The organism is Streptomyces sp. NPDC015125 (assembly GCF_043080045.1).
Lineage (GTDB): Bacteria > Actinomycetota > Actinomycetes > Streptomycetales > Streptomycetaceae > Streptomyces.
In genome coordinates this window covers 25,829-38,567 of the sequence record NZ_JBIBVF010000021.1, presented here as the reverse complement: position 1 = coordinate 38,567, position 12,739 = coordinate 25,829, and the positions used below count along the sequence as shown (strand labels likewise).

The 12,739-nt window shown below is 71.4% G+C and carries 16 protein-coding genes; 3 read left to right on the top strand and 13 right to left on the bottom strand.

Annotation, left to right across the window (positions count from 1 at the left end; all coding sequences use genetic code 11):
• Nucleotides 1-32: 32 nt before the first annotated feature.
• The 5 genes from ACF088_RS31930 to ACF088_RS31910 form a co-directional block, all read right to left on the bottom strand.
• On the bottom strand, nucleotides 33-227 hold the full coding sequence (locus tag ACF088_RS31930) for a DUF3046 domain-containing protein (RefSeq protein ID WP_086721579.1): 195 nt from the start codon (nucleotides 225-227) through the stop codon (nucleotides 33-35).
• A 563-nt stretch (nucleotides 228-790) separates the two neighbouring features.
• On the bottom strand, nucleotides 791-961 hold the full coding sequence (locus ACF088_RS31925; protein ID WP_086716166.1) for a hydrophobic protein: 171 nt from the start codon (nucleotides 959-961) through the stop codon (nucleotides 791-793).
• A 332-nt stretch (nucleotides 962-1,293) separates the two neighbouring features.
• Entirely contained in the window at nucleotides 1,294-1,560 is a 267-nt protein-coding gene (locus tag ACF088_RS31920) for a DUF4190 domain-containing protein (RefSeq protein ID WP_392379364.1), read from the bottom strand.
• Nucleotides 1,557-1,721: a hypothetical protein gene (locus ACF088_RS31915; protein WP_392379363.1), complete on the bottom strand. Its 165-nt coding sequence runs from the start codon at nucleotides 1,719-1,721 to the stop codon at nucleotides 1,557-1,559. Before ACF088_RS31915 ends, ACF088_RS31920 begins: the two co-directional genes overlap by 4 nt.
• A gap of 347 nt (nucleotides 1,722-2,068) precedes the next feature.
• A complete protein-coding gene (locus ACF088_RS31910) occupies nucleotides 2,069-3,229 on the bottom strand; it encodes a PP2C family protein-serine/threonine phosphatase (RefSeq protein ID WP_392379362.1) in 1,161 nt (386 codons plus the stop codon).
• Between the two features lie 582 nt (nucleotides 3,230-3,811).
• Between ACF088_RS31910 and ACF088_RS31905 the strand changes: the two genes are divergently transcribed.
• A complete protein-coding gene (locus ACF088_RS31905; protein ID WP_392379454.1) occupies nucleotides 3,812-4,132 on the top strand; it encodes an STAS domain-containing protein in 321 nt (106 codons plus the stop codon).
• 3 nt (nucleotides 4,133-4,135) lie between these two features.
• Here ACF088_RS31905 and ACF088_RS31900 read toward each other — a convergent pair whose 3' ends face one another.
• The 8 genes from ACF088_RS31900 to ACF088_RS31865 all read right to left on the bottom strand — a co-directional run bounded on the left by ACF088_RS31900 (nucleotide 4,136) and on the right by ACF088_RS31865 (nucleotide 10,925).
• Entirely contained in the window at nucleotides 4,136-4,609 is a 474-nt protein-coding gene (locus ACF088_RS31900) for a MarR family winged helix-turn-helix transcriptional regulator (protein WP_392379361.1), read from the bottom strand.
• A gap of 165 nt (nucleotides 4,610-4,774) precedes the next feature.
• A complete protein-coding gene (locus tag ACF088_RS31895; RefSeq protein ID WP_392379360.1) occupies nucleotides 4,775-5,185 on the bottom strand; it encodes an ATP-binding protein in 411 nt (136 codons plus the stop codon).
• Nucleotides 5,186-5,390: 205 nt separating this feature from the next.
• On the bottom strand, nucleotides 5,391-6,704 hold the full coding sequence (locus ACF088_RS31890; protein ID WP_392379359.1) for a PP2C family protein-serine/threonine phosphatase: 1,314 nt from the start codon (nucleotides 6,702-6,704) through the stop codon (nucleotides 5,391-5,393).
• A complete protein-coding gene (locus ACF088_RS31885) occupies nucleotides 6,701-7,726 on the bottom strand; it encodes a SpoIIE family protein phosphatase (protein ID WP_392379358.1) in 1,026 nt (341 codons plus the stop codon). Before ACF088_RS31885 ends, ACF088_RS31890 begins: the two co-directional genes overlap by 4 nt.
• Nucleotides 7,711-8,184, bottom strand: a complete 474-nt coding sequence (locus ACF088_RS31880; protein WP_392379357.1) for an ATP-binding protein — start codon at nucleotides 8,182-8,184, stop codon at nucleotides 7,711-7,713. The genes ACF088_RS31885 and ACF088_RS31880 overlap by 16 nt, the downstream gene beginning before the upstream one ends.
• A complete protein-coding gene (locus ACF088_RS31875) occupies nucleotides 8,165-8,578 on the bottom strand; it encodes an STAS domain-containing protein (protein ID WP_392379356.1) in 414 nt (137 codons plus the stop codon). The genes ACF088_RS31880 and ACF088_RS31875 overlap by 20 nt, the downstream gene beginning before the upstream one ends.
• Nucleotides 8,575-9,453, bottom strand: a complete 879-nt coding sequence (locus tag ACF088_RS31870; protein ID WP_392379355.1) for an STAS domain-containing protein — start codon at nucleotides 9,451-9,453, stop codon at nucleotides 8,575-8,577. The genes ACF088_RS31875 and ACF088_RS31870 overlap by 4 nt, the downstream gene beginning before the upstream one ends.
• 302 nt (nucleotides 9,454-9,755) lie before the next feature.
• The gene (locus tag ACF088_RS31865) at nucleotides 9,756-10,925 is read right to left on the bottom strand and encodes a PP2C family protein-serine/threonine phosphatase (protein ID WP_392379354.1); all 1,170 of its coding nucleotides are present in this window, start codon (nucleotides 10,923-10,925) and stop codon (nucleotides 9,756-9,758) included.
• An 80-nt stretch (nucleotides 10,926-11,005) separates the two neighbouring features.
• Between ACF088_RS31865 and ACF088_RS31860 the strand changes: the two genes are divergently transcribed.
• The gene (locus ACF088_RS31860) at nucleotides 11,006-11,515 is read left to right on the top strand and encodes a MarR family winged helix-turn-helix transcriptional regulator (RefSeq protein ID WP_392379353.1); all 510 of its coding nucleotides are present in this window, start codon (nucleotides 11,006-11,008) and stop codon (nucleotides 11,513-11,515) included.
• Nucleotides 11,516-11,733: 218 nt separating this feature from the next.
• On the top strand, nucleotides 11,734-12,657 hold the full coding sequence (locus ACF088_RS31855) for a hypothetical protein (protein ID WP_392379352.1): 924 nt from the start codon (nucleotides 11,734-11,736) through the stop codon (nucleotides 12,655-12,657).
• Nucleotides 12,658-12,739: the final 82 nt, after the last annotated feature.

The window sequence follows — 12,739 nt, the reverse complement described above, 5'->3', positions numbered from 1 at the left end:
TTCCCAGGTCAGAGCCTCGCGCCCGGCCCTTCTCAGCGCTTTTCGGGCGGCACGTCCATCACCGAGCAGACCACCCGCCACACCTCTTTGGCGCTCCACCCCGCGTCCAGCGCTTCCTGAACGGTCCGGCCACCGAGGTCCGCCATCACATGATCGCGCGCGAAGGAGTCGGCATACGCCGCACCGAAGTGGTCCGCCATCCGCTGCCAGAAGATCGTCAACCGCATGAGTTCCGCTCCGTACCCGCTGTGACCTGTATGTCTGCATGTTCTCTGCCCGCACGCCCCCGCACGACCGTCAGGGGAGGCGACGGGGAGGCGACGGGGAGAGCCGACCTCCCCCGTCGCCGCAAGCATCCCTGGTGGCGGGGGCCGGTGCGCCCCCTTCGGGCGTGACGCAGACGGATGTACGCAGGGTAAGGCCCGGGACGCCATGCCCGGGCCGGGCCGGCAACCGTGCCCGAGCCGGCGAGTCCGGCGAGCCCCGGCAAACCCCGGCACGCCGGGGAATCCCGAGGTGTCCGGAGTGCGGAGAGCTCAGGGACGGCAGAGGTGGCCGGTGAGCGGAGCGGCGCGGCGCGGCGCGGCGCGGCCGGAGAGAAAAGTCACCGCATTCTCGAATTTCCCACCCCGAGGAAAGGGCAGCTTTCGCACCCCCGAATAATTCGGAAGGATCTTTCTTCACCTCCGGAAGAAGGCGTCCTCACACACGGGTGGGGCCGGACACCGGTGACGTTATTGGTCACCGGTGTCCGGCCCCACCCGCAGGAAGAGGATGTCGTGCCATAAATTCACCAGCGATACCACCGGCCACGCTTGCCGCCGGCACCCGCGGAGCGCAGGACGAACCCCAACAGCCACACGGCGAGCACGATGACCGCCACGATCCACAGGGCCTTCAATGCGAACCCGGCGCCGAAGAGAAGCAGTGCGAGAAGAAGTACGAGAAGCAGGGGAACCATAGTTATCAACCTCCGAGGAATCGTGTGAGGCATCGTGTGCCCCGCCGAATTCCCCCCAACCTCGCGAACTTATGTGTTTCTTAGCCGGTTCCCGGGGCATCCGGCATTGCTCACCAGGCAAGATCCATGAGGCCGGCAGGTCCCGGAACGGCCCCTTCGGCAGTATCCGCTTCAGCAGTATCCGCCGCGGGCCGGATTCCCTTCGGGAAAAGTGGTTTTGATGGTTTGGGAGTGGCCTGGGGGGACGCAGAGGCCGGTGCCGTCGCGCGGTACACCATCGGCCGCGGGCCGCGGGGCCGGGCCACGGCCGGCGGCCCGGCCGCCGGCAGGCCCTAGAGGTGCCAGCTGAGGGTCCCGCTCCGGGAGGACAGCACCACGAGCAGCACGAGGTCGAGGGCGCCGAACGCCAGGCCCAGGTAAGCGCGGAGGCGGCGGACGGTTCCCCGGTAGAGGGCCGCGGCACCGAAGAGCAGCGCGCACGGGCCGAGCACGATGTTGAATGCCAGGGCGCCCAGCAGACCGCAGACGAACGCGGCGATGGCCATCCGGTCGGCCTGGGGGTGCGGTCCGGTCCTGACGGCGATCCGGGCGGAGGTCATCGGCCGCCTCCCTTCGCCGCCTTACGGCGTTCCTTGGTGAAGAAGACCACCAGCCAGGCCGCGATGGCGAGAGAGCCGACGACGGTGACGGGCACGGGGACGTGCCCTGCGGTCCCCATCAGTACCCCGAAGAGGAACAGCGCTACGACCAGGAAGAGCATGATGCTCCTTTCCCATGCGTGGGACGGCAAGGAAGCGGCGAGCCCTCGCGGACTCCAACTGCGCCTTTGCGGTGCCGCTTTGGCCCGCGTACCCAGGCCGGCCGCATCCCACCGGGTCGGTTCCGGATGATCAGGGGCAGGGCAGACCCGGTGAGGAAGACTGCGGCAAGGGGTGGTGTCCGGGCGGGCGCGGCGGCGACCCGCTCGATCCGAGCCGGGCGGAGGGGACGGAACTCGACTACTGCCACAGCACGGCGGCGGTCCGGGCTCGATCCCGGGCCGCCGTGCCGCCGTGCCGCCGTGCCATGCTGAACATGCGCGCGCCGGCGGCGCCGCTCCCCCACCGCCTACGGTTTGCCGAACCAGTCGACGCACAGCACCAAGGAGTCATCCAGGGGTTCCGCGGCGCGGTACTCGGCCAGGTGACGGAGCACGGCGCGGGGCACGGTGGCGGCGGGCAGCAGCATGCTGGCGTACAGGGCCCGGGCCAGGGCGCGCTGGGCGTACCCCTCCCCCTGAGGCGAGAGAGCCGCGTACACCCCGTCGCTGACGATGAGGAGCCGGTCTCCGGGCAGTACCTCGAATTCCTTCGCCACGTACTGGGTCTCCTCGAACATGCCGAGCGGCATCTGCGGATCGAGGCCGATGAGCTCGACCGTCTTCCCCCGCATCCGCCACAGCTGCGGCGATCCCGCGTCCACCGCCTGCACCCGGCCGGTCGTGAGATCGAACCGCAACAGCAGGCTGGAGACGTACGCACTGCCGCGGTATTGGGCGTAGAGGGCCTGATCGGCCAGTGCCGCCTGGTCTTCGATGCCGATGCCGGCCCGGCGGGCGTTGCGCAGCGCGTTGACGGCAAGGTGGGTGAGCAGCGACGCGTTGACGCCCGTGCCCATGCCGTCGGTGACGGCGAGGGTCAGCTCATCGGCGTCCGAGGCCCAGTCGTAGTTGTCGCCGTGGATGGCATAGGCCGGCTCCAACTGGGCGCCGATGGCGTACTCGGCGGCGGAACAGGCCCGGGCCGGCAGCAGTTGCCACTGCATCTCGGCGGCAAGCGTGAGCCGGCTGATGCGCCGCGCCCGCTGGTAGACGTCGGTGTCGCGCTCGGCCACCAGGAGTTCGTGCCCGAGCAGTTCCGCCGCGTACACCAGGTCGTCGACCGTGTGCGGTACGGACCGCTCGACGGGCAGCCGCACGGTGAGAATGCCGGTGCGCTCACCGCGGACCGATACCGGCAGGTGGTGTTCCACCACATCGCCCTGCCGGACCTGCCGATGGGGCTCCTGGCTCCCGAACACCCTGCCCTCGACGCTGTTCGCCACCGGGATCGATGCGCCGGGCGTGCCCAGTGCATCGAAGGGGGTGAGTGCCGTTGCCCCGTAGTCGGCGAGCAACAACTGCACACAGAGCGCTCCATACGATTCGGTGAGCACCTCACGAAGCGTGTCCACCAGAGCATGCGGGGCCGACGCCCGCAGTGCTCGTTCCACATCACAGCGTTGAGTCACGGTCTCTCAGGCATTCTTCGTCCGCGGACGACGCAAAGGCGGGGGCCGGCTGGGGACCGCGCCGGATGACAGAGTGATCGGGTGTCCCGTTTCACTGGTTCGCCGCCTCCCCGCGAGCGCGCGGGCGCGGCCGCTCACCACCTCCGAGCCGCCGGCGGCGCTGCGGGGCGAAGCCCTGGCGCAGGGGTACGCGGCAGCGTGCATACGGGAGGCCGCCGCAGTGCTCGGGCACAGGGAATCGGCGGCCGTCGCCCACCGTGCGGCGGGACGCAGAGCGTTCCACGCGGCGGCCTCCTCCCCCTTCGCAGCTGAGGGTGACGGCCCACTCGTCGTCGGCGGCCACGCTCGGGTGTCTGACAGCACGTAGCGGGTCTCGGGCCGCTTTTCGTCCCCAAGCCGCGCCGGGCGCGGCCGTCTTGCCAGGTATCGGGAACAGATTGTTGCCTTATGGCGAATGTTGTCAAACGGCAACTGTGACTTCTATCCTTGGCGGTGCCGCACCCCCAGGACCTGCCCACTCACGAAGCGTCAGCCCCTACAGCGAGGTTCATCGTGTTGCCCCAGCCCCATGGCGGCCGGCCCCTGCGTATCGACACGCGACAGGAGCAGGGGGCGGTGATTCTCACCGTCGCCGGACCACTCGACCTGGACAACATCGCGCCGCTCGACGCCACACTGCAGCAGGTGGCGCAGGACGGCGCCGGCCCGGTCGTCATCGACCTGTCGGACGTCTCGTTCGCGGATTCGACAACGGTCAACGTCCTGATCCAGGCGCACGACGCACTGGGCACCGCGTTGCGCCTCGCGGCCCCCTCCGCCGTTCTGGGGCGGCTCTTCACGCTCACCGGACTGGACACGGTGCTGCCGCTGTACGGGTCAGTCCGTGCGGCTCTCGACGCCTGAGCGTCAGCTCCGTTCGGTACCGTCGGCGGCGACGGCGGCGGTCAGCTCGCCCAACGCCGCGACCAGCGCGCCCCGTTCGTCCGCCGGCATCCGGCGCAGCACCGCGGCCATACGGTCCACCCGGGTCGCCCGGAAGCGCTCCAGGAACGCCTCGCCGTCAGGGCTCAGTTGCAGCCCTATCTCGCGCCGGTCGGCAGCCGTCGGGCGGCGGAGCAGCAGACCGGCGGACTCCAGTGCGGCACACACCCGGCTGGCGCGCGGCAGCCCGAGACCCACGGCGGCGGCAATCGTGGTCAGGTTCCGCCCGGGACACACCGAGACGACGGACAGCACTCTCAGGCCGCCCGGGGAGAGCCGCGGTTCCACCGGGGCGGCCGCGTCCCGCAGCAGGGCAGCGATCGCCTCACCGGCGGCGGCCAGTTGTTCCGCGGCCTCGCGCAGTGTCTTTGCCGGCCATTCGGCGCTGTGGCGTTGCATGGCGCATTCCGTTCCCACGGTCCGACGACAGGTGCGGTGCGCCCTGCGGGCAGGGCTCGGGGACCAGCCGAGGAGCATCCGCAGGCGCACGGTCCCTGTGCCCTGCCCGCTTCTGACGGGATCACACAGCCCGGGCACGCCAACTCCCCGGCACCCGGGTTGCCTTCAGCGTGCGAGAGCGGCCTGCACGATCTTGCCGCCGCCGGGGCGGGGCCCGATGGTGACCTCGCGGGCCAGGGCGCACACCAGGGGCCAGCCGAAGCCGCCGTCGCGGCCGGTCAGGTCGGGGCTGCGCCCCGTCGGCCGGGCGGGACTGGCGTCCTCGACGAGTATCCGGATGCTGTCGTGATCCGCGGTGAGACGCAGCGCCGTGACGGCACCCGCATGACGCAGCGCGTTGGTGACGAGTTCGGACACCAGCAGGAGCAGGTTCTGTGTGGTCCGGGCAGCCGGCGCCGGATGGAGCAGGTCGGCGAAGCTTCTGGCGAAGTCGCGGGCGGCTGCCGCCGTTCCCGGACTGCAGAGGTCCTGGGCGGGCGGGTTTGAGGGGTCGTCAGTCGCAAGAGATTGGTGCACAAGCTTTCACCCCGGTCAGTGGAACGCCTCGGTCGGCTGGTGTGCAAGCGTCATCAGGTGTTCGTGAGGCGCCTACCCAGCAGATCCCTGGGGGAACGGGGAACTTGGCGTGCTCGTGACCGATGCGGTCGGGCGCCCGAGGACGCGGGTGGCCGGCTGCGCCCCGGCCCCCGGCGGCAAGGGGAAGCGCCGGGGGCCGGGCCGGTCACACCTGCGTCGTCGTCCCCGCCCGCGAGGTGTCCCGCCGGGCCCGGCGGACGGCAAGGGCAAGGGTGTCGTCGGAGTGCAGAATGACGGTGTGCATGTCCTCCGCGACGGCGCCGGGGATCTCTTCCACCGGTCGGCGGGCATGGGCCCGGGCGCTCCTGACCAGTCGCGCCTCGCCTTCGATGGGGTCTCGCCGGCTCTCGGTCAGGCCATCGGTGTAGAGCACCAGAAGGTCGCCCTCGTGCAGGGTGTCCTCCCGCACGGCCTCGCTCCCCGGCAGTGGGAACCCGATGCCCCGGCCGCGGACCTCCAGATAGTCGGAGGTCCCGTCGGCACGCAGCAGCAGGGCCGGCGGGTGACTGCCGTTGGCCAGGCGGAGTTCACCGGTTTCGGGGTGGATACGGGCGAGCAGCACCGTCGCCATGATCTCGGGGTCGAACGGGGCCAGGATGTCGTGAGTACGGGCGACGATGGATTCGAGCGGGTGGCCTTCGAGCGCCAGGGTGCGCACGGCATGAGTGACGTTGAGCGCGCTGCGGGTGCTGCGCACGCCATGTCCCAGCGCATCGACGACGGTGATGTGCACGGTGCCGTCGGGGAGGCTGAGCCAGTCGTAGAAGTCGCCCCCCGTGGGCGCATCGGTGTCGGCCGGTTCGTAGTGGACGGCGAACTCCAGGCCCTCCACGCTGATCGGCGAGGGACGCAGCGCGTCCTCCAGCTCCCGCAGGATCTGGCCGTGGGCCCGTCGTAGCTGTTCGTCCCGCTCCTCCAGCTGGACGTAGAGGGCGAGCACGCCGCTGTTGGTCTCGGCGAGTTCGTCCTTGAGGCGGTGCAGCTCCGTGGAGAGGGTGTCCACCCGGGAGAGGGCCGCGGTGAGATCGCCTTCGAGCGCCGCGATCCGTGCCTCGTACGTCTCGGCGGTATCCGCCTCGCGCCCCCCGGCCTGGCCGGGTACGCAGCCCTGCGCGCCGGCAAGGGGAGCGGGTTCGGGCTGCTCCTCGCCGAGGGGCAGGTGCCAGGCGACCACGCCGTCGGGCATGGCCTGACCCGGCAGCGGCAGGTGCGCCCAGCTCGGCGGTGCCGGCGCCGGTGCGGCGTGCAGCGTGACGGCCAGCAGGGCGGTGCCGCCCGGAGCGGTCCGCTCGGCGGCTTCGAGGCGGACGGGGCCGCCGGCGCGCAAGGCGGCGCCGGCCACCTGGGCCACGGAGAGCACCAGGCGCCCACCGGTCCGGGAGGGAAGCCGGTGCGCTTCGCAGATCCGCCGTAGGGCGCGGCGGAGGGCCGGCAGGTCGTGGAAGGTATGGGGGGTCACGGAAGTCTCTGGCGGGGACGGGCGGCGAGCACGGTCGCATCGTCGCGGGGGAGGCGGTGGCTGTGGGCGAGGGAGGCGGCGAGCAGGGACGGGGGCAGGCGGCGCACAAAGGCCGAGGGCGCCTGGGCCCAGCGGTGGTCGATGCCGTCGGAGTGGAGCAGTATCGTGCCGCCGGGCGGTACGGGGAAGGCTCGCACATGCGGTGGCGTCATGTTCAGTCCGGCAATTCCCGGCTGACCAGTCAGCCGGTGGCCCGGGCCGAGCGGGGTCAGGGTCACGACGCGTACGTTGCCGACACCGCAGTACTCCGCCCGCCCGGGGTGCAGGCGCAGCAGGCCGACGGCCGCCCCGCGGGTGCGGCGCAGTGCCCGGTGGAGGCCGGTGAGGATCTCGGGCAGGGGGGCGTCCGGTCCGCGGTGGAAGGACCGCAGCGCCACTTGCGCGGCCTCGGCGGCGTGCGGTCCGTGGCCGAGGCCGTCCACGACGAGTGCGGTGCGCGCGGAGCCGTGATCGGCGAGGGCGCACCCGTCGCCGCTGGTCTGTTCACGGTCGGCCGGTACGCAGATGGCCCCTGCTTCCTGGTCGGCCGACGCCGTCTCGTCGGGTGCGGTGAGGCGGGCGCAGACGAGGGTTCCGTCCCCCGGCGCCGTGCGGATGGTGAGGGTGGTGGCTATCCGTTTCACGGCTCCCAGGCCGGCGCCGAGGGTGCTGCCGGTGGTGTAGCCGTCGGCGAGGCACTGGTGCAGTGCGCCGATGCCGGGCCCGTGGTCCGCAGCGACGATCTCCATGCCGCCCCCAAGGGGCAGGGCCTGGATGAACAGCGCACCGTTGGTCGCGTGATTGGCCAGATTGCTGGCCAGTTCCGAGGCGATGACCGCGGCCCGGTCGGGCAGCGCTCCCGGCAGCCCGCACTGCCCGGCGACCGCCCGGGCGGTTTCGGCGGCCAGATGAACGGCGCTGTAGTGGTCCACGGCGATACGTGCCGTCGGCCGGGGGCAGGGGAGCGTCAACGACTCGCCCATCGCGTGGCGATCACGGTCGTGCCCTGCCCCGGAGCCGAGCGGAGTTCGAAGTCGTTCATCAGCCGTCGGGCGCCCCCCAGACCGTGACCGAGCCCCGCGCCGGTGGTGAAGCCGTCGGCGAGTGCGGCGCCGACGTCCGCGATGCCGGGCCCGTCATCGGTGATCGTCAGACGGAGTCCCGCGGTGTCGCGCGACATCAGGCAGTCGATGGTCACGGTGCCCCCTCCCCCGTGGATGTAGGCGTTACGTGCCAGCTCACTGGCGGCGGTGACCACACGCGTCTGATCGACGATGCTGAATCCGGCCTGCACGGTGGCCGCCCGTACGGCGTGGCGGACGGTCAGCAGGTCTTCTTCGGTCCGCACCTGGTGCACCGATGTGCTGCCCTCCGCGTCGGGGACGTGTCGAGCGGCCGTGGCGAGGCCCACCGCGTGGTCACTATTCCGTGCCGAACTCACGCAGCACCCCTTCGGAAGGCTGCAGGCTCTGATGCCAGCCCAGCGCGGCCATGCCGTGCTCGGCGTTGAGTGCCGTTTCCACCCCGGTCAGCTGCAGCCCCAGCTCGACCAGGGTGATGGCGACCGGCGGCCGCATCCCGGCAACGATCACCCGGGCGCCCAGCAGCCGCGCCATGGTGGTCAGCTCCATCAAAGTACGGGCCACGAAAGAATCGACGATTTCCAGCCGGGAAATGTCGATGAGCACCCCACGCGCCCGATCGCTCGTGATGCGGGCGGTGAGCTCCTCGGTGAAGGCCACGGCCGTCTTGTCGTCGAGTTCGTTGAGGAGCCCGGTGACCAGGACGTCGCCCAGCCGCAGAATCGGCACACCGGCCGACGCGGGGACATTCACCGCTGCGCCAGGGGGGCGGACTTCGACGGCGCGGCGTCGGTGAGCTTCACGGCCTCTCCCAGGGCGTCGGCCAGGGTGGCCCGGGTCATGATCGTCGACAGGTCGATACCGAGCTGGGCGATGGTCTGGGCGATCGGCGGCCGGATGCCGCTGATGATGCAGTCCGCGCCCATGAGACGTACCGCATTGACCGTGTGCATCAGATGCTGGGCGACGGCGGTGTCGACGGTGGGTACGCCGGTGATGTCGATGATGGCGACCAGCGCCTCGTGCTCCTGGATGGCCTGGAGCACATTTTCCATCACCACCTGGGTGCGTGCGGTGTCGAGCGTGCCGATCAGCGGGACGGCCAGCACCTGGCGCCACAGCCTGACGACCGGGGTGGACACCTCCAGCAGCTGCTGGCTCTGCCGGCGGATGATCTCTTCCCGGCCCTCCACGAAGATCTCGAAGGAGAGCGCTCCGGCGCTGTCCAGGAGGCGGTTGATCAGCACCGCGCTGTGGAAGAGGTCCTCACCGTCACGGGTATGCCGCTGAACGGCCTTCAGCAGGGCCTCCTTCAGCGACATCACGGCCAGCGACGTCGCGGTGGGCGAGACCCCCCGGCGGGCGCGTCGCAGGGAGATTTCGGATACGGCTTGATGGATCTCCTCGTGCGAGGTGACCACGTGCTCCACCGCCAGACCGCGGTCCAGGCCGGAGAGCAGGGCGCTGACCAGGGCATCGGCTTCCTCGCCGAGCTCGGCCTCGCTCACCTCCCCGTCCAGCGTCGGCTGCGCCAGCTGCAACTGCACCCAACGGTCCGAGATCTCGTCGGCCTCTTCGCGCAGCACGCTCACGACGCGTTCGCGTGCGGCAACCTCAGCGGATCCCAACTCATCGTCCTTTCGGTCGGCCGGCCCGGGTGGCTGCCTCGGGCCGGTTCGCCCTGCGGTTGCGGTGGGCCGGTCCGCACACCGTTAACAGTTGTCGCCCGGCAAATGTTAGCGAGCGCGATCAAGGGCGGGAACCCACGGGCCCGCTCTTCACCCACCGGCGGCCGCGAGCGGCCGGGCAGCCGAATCCTTGCGGTCGGCTCTCCCGAGGCGCCGGCGACCTCCTGTCCAGGCACAACGCCGGTGACCGGAGTGTCACACGGCCGGCCGTGCTCCCGCACAGGGACAGCAATGGTCTCCGTTCAGCAGTGACCGTTGCCGAGCCAGTCAAGACACAGCACCAAGGCGTCATCCAAGGACTCCGCCTCACGGTAATCGGCCACGTCGCGCAGGAGCTCACGCGGCACCATGGCGGCCGGCAGCAGACTCGTGGCGTGGATGGCGCGCGAGAGCGCGTGCTCGGCATACCTCGCCCCCCGTGGCGAGAGCGTCTCGTACACCCCGTCGCTGACGAAGATCAGACGGTCCCCCGGGGTGATCGTGAACTCCTGCGGTGTGTAGTGCGACTCCTCGAACATGCCCAGGGGCAGCTGGGCATCGAGATCGATGCGCTCGACCGACTTCCCCCGCATCCGCCACATCTGCGGCGACCCCGCGTCGATGGCTTCCACCCGCCCCGTCGCCAGTTCGATGCGCAGCAGCAGCGTCGACACATGGGCCGCGCCCCGGTAGTGGTCGTGGACGGCCTGGTCGGCCAGTGCCGCCTGGTCCGCGAGGCCGACACCGGCCCGGCGGGCGTTGCGCAGGGCATTGACCGCAAGGTGGGTGAGGAGCGAGGCCTCGATGCCCTCGCCCATCCCGTTGGTGACGGTGAAGGTCAGCCCGTCGGCGTCAGCGGACCAGTCGAAGTTGTCACCGTGCACGGCATACGCGGGCTCCAGCTGTGCCCCGAGGGCGAACCGTGCGTCGCTGTACGCGCGGGCGGGCAGCAGCTGCCACTGCATCTCCGCGGCCAGGGTGAGGCGGCTGATCCTGCGTGCCCGCTGGTAGACGTCCGTGTCACGCTCGGCGACGAGGATTTCGCGCCCGAGCAGGTCCGCGACGTACCTGAGCTCGTCGACGACGTCGGGCGTGGAGCGGTCGTCCGGGAGCCGCACCGTCAGGATGCCGATGCGGTCGCCACGCACCGTCACCGGCAGATGGTGGTCGACGGCATCCCCGTGCGCCACCTGCTGCTCCCGGGGCTCCTGGCTGCCCAGCGCCCGCCCCTCCGGGCTGCCGAAGACGGACAACGAGTCCTCGCCGTGCCCCGACCCGTCGCACGATCTGAGCACCGTCCCGCCGTAATCCGTCAGCAACAGCCGCACCGCAGTGGCCCGGTAGGTGGTGGTGAGGACGTCCCGCAGGGCGTCGACCAGGGCATGCGGCGCCGCGGCGCGCAGCGCCGTCTCCGCTTCGAGGCGTTGAGTCATGGTTTTGCGAACACCCTTCGTCCAGGTCCTAGGGCAGGGTCGGTCTGACAAGGGCGCGCACAGGGTGACAGAGTGTTCGTGTGTCCCGTTTCACCGGTCGGCCCCATTCCCACGAGCGCGCGAGCGCGGCGGCGCTTGCCGCGGCCGAGTTGCTCGAGGTGTTGTGGGGACGCGGACAGGAAGCGGCACGCTCGGCGGAGGTCTCGCTGTCCCAGCTGCGCGCTCTGCTGGTGATCGAGCGGCGCGAAGGCACCAATCTGCGCACCCTCGCCGAAGCACTCGGCTCGCGTCCACCGGCGGTCAGCAGGCTCTGCGACCGCCTGGAAGCCATGGGCCTCGCGGAGCGGGGACCCAGCGCGACCAGCCGGCGGGAGGTCGAGCTGCGGCTGAGCCTGCGCGGCCGGGTGCTGCTGGAGCAGTACCGCGTGGCCCGCAGCCGGGAGGTCACGGCCACCCTCGACCGCATGGAACCCGCCGATGTCGCCCGGCTCGCGGCGGGCCTGGAGGCCTTCCACTCGGCGTCCGCCCGGCTCGCGGCGGACCGGGACGGCGCGGCCCCCCGGGACGGCGACGTCGCGGACAGCGCATAGCGTCACCTCGGCCCCGCATCTCCCTTGATGTCGCACCGCCGGGGGACGGCGTGCGCACAGCGGACCGCATCCGCGGTGCCTCCCGCGGCCTGCAGCCGGCCCGGGGCCGGCGGTCACCGCCGCAAGATCCGTCAACCGCATGCCTTCAGTATCCCGCCTGGGAGGGCAGCGGTGCGCGAGCCGGTGCCGCCGGGGGATTTCCGCCCTACGGTCAGGCCATGGCCGACAACGCACTTCCTCCTTCGACCCCTCTCGCGCGCGGCGAGCGCTTCGTCTGGCTGACCGCGCGGGTGCTCGAACAGCGGCTTTTCGCCTACCACTTCCTGGGCGGCGGGGCCGACCCGGTCGAGACCGCGCTCGCCGCCTACCGCAATGACGACGACGGGTTCGGCCACGCGCTGGAGCCCGATCTTCGCGGCCCGGTCAGCCAGCCGCTGCACACCGCCCACGCCCTGCACGTCCTCGATCTGATCGGGCGCTGTGACGGCCGCCAGGTGGAGCGCATCTGCCGCTATCTGACGAAGATCTCCACCCCCGAGGGGGCGCTGCCCGCGGTGCACCCCTCACAGCGGGGCTATCCGGCCGCGCCCTGGATCCCGGTGGTCGACGACCCGCCGAGCGCGCTGCTGGCCACCGGCCCCGTGGTGGGGGTGCTGCACCGCAACGAGGTCTGGCACGCCTGGCTCTTCCGCGCCACGGACTACTGCTGGGCGACCGTGGAGTCGCTGACCCGGACCCATCCGTACGAGGTCGAGGCGGCGGTGGCCTTCCTGGACGGCGCCCCGGACCGGCCGCGGGCCGCCGCGGCGGCGCAGCGGCTCGGCAGGCTCGTGCGGGACCAGCGGCTGGTGCTGCTGGACCCGGAGCGGGCCGCGGATGTCCCGGTGGCTCAGGGGTACGCCCCCGGCGAGCATCACCTGGCGTACGACTTCGCGCCCACGCCCGGCTCGCTGGCGCGCGACTGGTTCACCGACGACGAGATGGACCGGGCGCTGGACCATCTCGGCGCGCTCCAGCAGGAGGACGGCGGCTGGCCGGTCAACTGGCGGGCGTGGGCACCCGGGACGGCTCTGGAGAGCCGCCCGATGGTGACGCTCAAGGCGCTGCTGACCCTACGGGCGTACGGGCGCCGCCTCATCTGAGCGCTTCCCTCCCCCCAGGGCCCGTACCCCGGCGGTGCCGACCACGGCGACGGCGATGACCGGCACGAACGGTGCCCTCGGC

Excerpts from the sequence above, each read along its gene's own strand:
- ACF088_RS31930 (WP_086721579.1), bottom strand. The coding sequence starts at position 227 with ATGCGGTTGACGATCTTCTGGCAGCGGATGGCGGACCACTTCGGTGCG.
- ACF088_RS31925 (WP_086716166.1), bottom strand. The coding sequence starts at position 961 with ATGGTTCCCCTGCTTCTCGTACTTCTTCTCGCACTGCTTCTCTTCGGC.
- ACF088_RS31920 (WP_392379364.1), bottom strand. The coding sequence starts at position 1,560 with ATGACCTCCGCCCGGATCGCCGTCAGGACCGGACCGCACCCCCAGGCC.
- ACF088_RS31915 (WP_392379363.1), bottom strand. The coding sequence starts at position 1,721 with ATGCTCTTCCTGGTCGTAGCGCTGTTCCTCTTCGGGGTACTGATGGGG.
- ACF088_RS31900 (WP_392379361.1), bottom strand. The coding sequence starts at position 4,609 with ATGCAACGCCACAGCGCCGAATGGCCGGCAAAGACACTGCGCGAGGCC.
- ACF088_RS31885 (WP_392379358.1), bottom strand. The coding sequence starts at position 7,726 with ATGGGCGAGTCGTTGACGCTCCCCTGCCCCCGGCCGACGGCACGTATC.
- ACF088_RS31865 (WP_392379354.1), bottom strand. The coding sequence starts at position 10,925 with ATGACTCAACGCCTCGAAGCGGAGACGGCGCTGCGCGCCGCGGCGCCG.
- ACF088_RS31855 (WP_392379352.1), top strand. The coding sequence starts at position 11,734 with ATGGCCGACAACGCACTTCCTCCTTCGACCCCTCTCGCGCGCGGCGAG.